The following is a 3,419-nucleotide window of genomic DNA, read 5'->3' as shown; positions in this document are numbered from 1 at the left end:
CGTAAACCGACTCTTGCGCATCTCGGCCTCCTTTGGCTCTAGTGTGCCCGGAGACCTCCAGTTTTCAATGGACCGAATTTACGGGAAGGCGACAGTCATTCCGGGCGTAGCGCCCCCATCGCGTCATCCCGGCCGTAGCGGAGCGGAGAGCCGGGATCTCTCCATGCTGGGGGATGCCCCGACGTTTGTGCCACCTTCAGTGGCGGAGATCCCGGATAACCGCTTCGCGGTTTCCGGGATGACGGGGTTGGGGGTTGGGATGCGTTTCGGGTGTTTGCGCCATCGTATTGGCTGGTGTTTCCTGGGCCGTGCTTACGGTTACGCCTGCGCCACCCATCTATACGACCAGAGTCCTACTATCGTCATCCCGGCCGTAGCGGGGCGGAGAGCCGGGATCTCTCCGTGTTGGGCGACGCCCCGACGTCTGTGTCACCTTCGGCGATGGAGATCCCGGATAACTGCTGCGCAGTTTCCGGGATGACGGACTTTGGGCGGCAATTTCGAATGTTCGAGTAGGCATCGGGCCTGGGGGCATTCTTGCCATCTTCCTGGCCGGGCTCCCTTGGTCGTCATTCCGGGCGTAGCGCCCCCATCGCGTCATCCCGGCCGTAGCGGAGCGGAGAGCCGGGATCTCCATCGTTGGAAGGTCCACACGGATGGGGCATCCGTTGCGCTGGAGATCCCCGATAACTGCTGGGCAGTTTCCGGGATGACGGGAAGCTGCGGGATGATGGAGGCAGGGTCGGTTGGCGATTGGTGTCAGGTTTTGGAGATTGCTTCGCCATGATGGCCTGAGCCTGAACCGGGGCGGGTAGACTCGATTGGTACTGAAGTGCGGCTTTGAGCGGGTTTTTTCTGTGGTGGGCTCAAGATTTGGGATAGTCTGTCGTTGTAGAGGGTATAGCGATTGCAATGGCTTCGAGACGTCGAATGCCGAGGAGCAAGAAGATGGCGATCAGTTCGTTGGGTGTCGGTTCCGGGCTGGATCTGAATCAGCTGGTAGGTGAGCTGGTTCAGGCTGAAAGGGCCCCGAAGGAAAACCGTTTGAACCAGCGCGAGGAGCGGCTGGAGGCCCAGGTTTCGGCGTTTGGCGCCCTTCGCAGTGGCATTGATCAGGCGCAGCAGTCCATGTCTGATCTGTCGCGCTTTCGCCCGGAACAGACCGTGGAGATGTCGAACGAGGATGCGGCCTCGATCACCACAGACGGTACGGCGGACAACGGCCGCCTGTCGCTGGAGGTCCAGCAGCTCGCGCAGTCTCAGGCGGTCGCCAGCCAGGCGGGTGCCTTCGAGAGTCGTGACGACGAGGTGGGTGCCGGGCGACTGAATATTCAGGTCGGGGCGGGTCAAGCCTTCCAGATTGACGTGGGCGAGGGCGATACGCTGCGCGATGTTCGCGATGCGGTGAACGCGGCTGATGGTGGTGTCACCGCGTCCATCGTGAACGACGGCCAGGGTTCGCGCCTGGTTTTCAGCGCGAACGAGACGGGGGAGAACAACACCATCTCGGTGTCGGTGGATGGCGATCCGGACCCGGCCAATGAAGGTATTGGCCGCCTCGCATCCAGCAACCTGGAGCAGACCCAGGAGGCGCGCGACGCCATCGCAACAATCAATGGCATGACCGTGACCAGCAGTTCCAACACGCTGGACGATGCGATCGAAGGCATGGAGATCGAGTTGCGTCAGGTCACCACGGGCCCGGTCAACGTTACCGTATCGGAAGACCGCGATGGGTTGCGTGAACAGGTTGCGGGATTTGTTGAGAACTACAACGCGATTGTTTCGCAGATGCGCGACCTGACGGCTTACGATGCCGACGAACGCCAGGCCTCGATCCTGACGGGGGACGGGACAGTGCGAAACATCCAGGGCCAGCTTTCTTCGGCACTGATGCAACGGGCCGATGTGCCCGGAGCGAGCAACACCATGTTCGTCGAGCTGGGGATTACCACGAACTCGGACGGCACGCTGCGTTTCGATTCCGACCGCTTCCGTGAGGCGGTCGAGGAGGACGGGTTCGAAAACATCTCGCAGACGGTGCGCCAGGTCGCCGGCGGGATGAATGACGTGTTGAGCTCGTTCCTGGGCTCCCAGGGCATCCTGCAGATGCGCACTGATGGCCTGCAAAACGATCTGAGCCGGATCGGGGAAGATCGAGAACGCCTTGATACTCGGATCGAACAGCTGGAACAGCGTCTGGTGCGGCAGTTTTCGCGAATGGACCAGACTGTCGCCCAACTGCAAAGCAGTGGCGACTACCTGATGGGGCAACTAGCCAATATGCCGCTGGCGCAGAACCGCAGCAGGTGATTGGCGGGTCATTAAGGCGTGCCGGCGGGAACGGCGAACGGATAACGGAGAAGAGCGGATGTACGGACCAGGCATGAATCGGGGCGTGAACCAGTATCGTCAGTCGGGCGCTTTGGCGGAGGCACAGGTGGCCGAGCCGTACCGCCTGATCCAGATGCTCTTCGAGGGCGCACTGGAGCGGATTGCGGTCGCGAAAGGGGCGATGCAGCAGGGTAATGTGGCTCTCAAGGGCGAGAAGATCGGCAAGGCGATCGACATTGTGGAAGCACTGCGCGCGGTGCTGGACCACAAGCACAGCCCGGAGCTATCCGGAAACCTGGATGCGCTCTACGAGTACATGAGCCGTCGCCTTTTGGAGGCGAATGTGCAGAATGATCCGGCGGCGTTGGATGAGGTGTCCTCGCTGATCCGGGAGATCAAGGCAGGCTGGGACGACATTCCTCCCCAGGAACGCCGCAAGGCTGGCTGAATGTCCTCGCATACCGCCTTCCAGTCGGGAGCACCGGACGCCAGCGTCACGCTGGAAGACGGGATCGAGGGCGTACGGGGGGCCATGGATGCCGCCTTGGCCGACGAAGATTGGGACCGTTTACAGGAGCTGGACGGGATTGCCCGTGCGTTGGTAGAGCGCGCCTTTGGCAGTGAACCCGCCCCGCAGCGGGATGACGACGGTAACTCACTGCGGGCTGCCTTGCAGACCCTGGCGCGCTTCTATGAGCAGCACCTCCCGGAGCTCCAGGCGCGGCAGGCCGATGTAAGCCGGCAACTCCGAGACCTGCGCAGCGGTCGCCGGGGTATCTCCGCTTACGAAACGACCCGCCGGCATACCATGCGGGCGAACCCGGGCAAGCCGAGCGACTAACGCGGTCCCGCAACGGGTGGAAACTTCTCCGTTACTCCCAAAAGCCCGATTATCCCCTCCCGTCATCCCGGAAACCGCAACGCGGTTGTCCGGGATCTCCACGGCCAGGGTCGCCCGAGCTCTGGGCGATATCCGGCGTGATAGATCCCGGTGTCGCCTTCCCGTAAATTCGGTCCATTGAAAACTGGAGGTCTCCGGGCACACTAGAGCCAAAGGAGGCCGAGATGCGCAAGAGTCGGTTTAC

The 3,419-nt window shown here is 62.0% G+C and carries 3 protein-coding genes; all 3 read left to right on the top strand.

Translation table 11 applies throughout. The features are described from left to right. The first annotated feature begins 948 nt into the window (after positions 1-948). From fliD to D579_RS0114060, 3 genes are read left to right on the top strand one after another with little or no spacing between them, the layout of a single operon-like run. A complete protein-coding gene (fliD, locus tag D579_RS0114070) occupies positions 949-2,313 on the top strand; it encodes a flagellar filament capping protein FliD (protein WP_018952390.1) in 1,365 nt (454 codons plus the stop codon). 58 nt (positions 2,314-2,371) lie between these two features. Further along, positions 2,372-2,782, top strand: coding sequence for a flagellar export chaperone FliS (gene fliS / locus D579_RS0114065; RefSeq protein ID WP_026289548.1), 411 nt, complete (start codon positions 2,372-2,374; stop codon positions 2,780-2,782). Further along, on the top strand, positions 2,783-3,175 hold the full coding sequence (locus D579_RS0114060; RefSeq protein ID WP_018952388.1) for a flagellar protein FliT: 393 nt from the start codon (positions 2,783-2,785) through the stop codon (positions 3,173-3,175). The last annotated feature ends 244 nt before the right edge of the window (positions 3,176-3,419 follow it).

The organism is Thioalkalivibrio sp. AKL12, from assembly GCF_000377925.1.
GTDB lineage: Bacteria > Pseudomonadota > Gammaproteobacteria > Ectothiorhodospirales > Ectothiorhodospiraceae > Thioalkalivibrio > Thioalkalivibrio versutus.
Note: the sequence above shows the minus strand (reverse complement) of the source record. Positions and strands in the feature narration are given on the sequence as shown.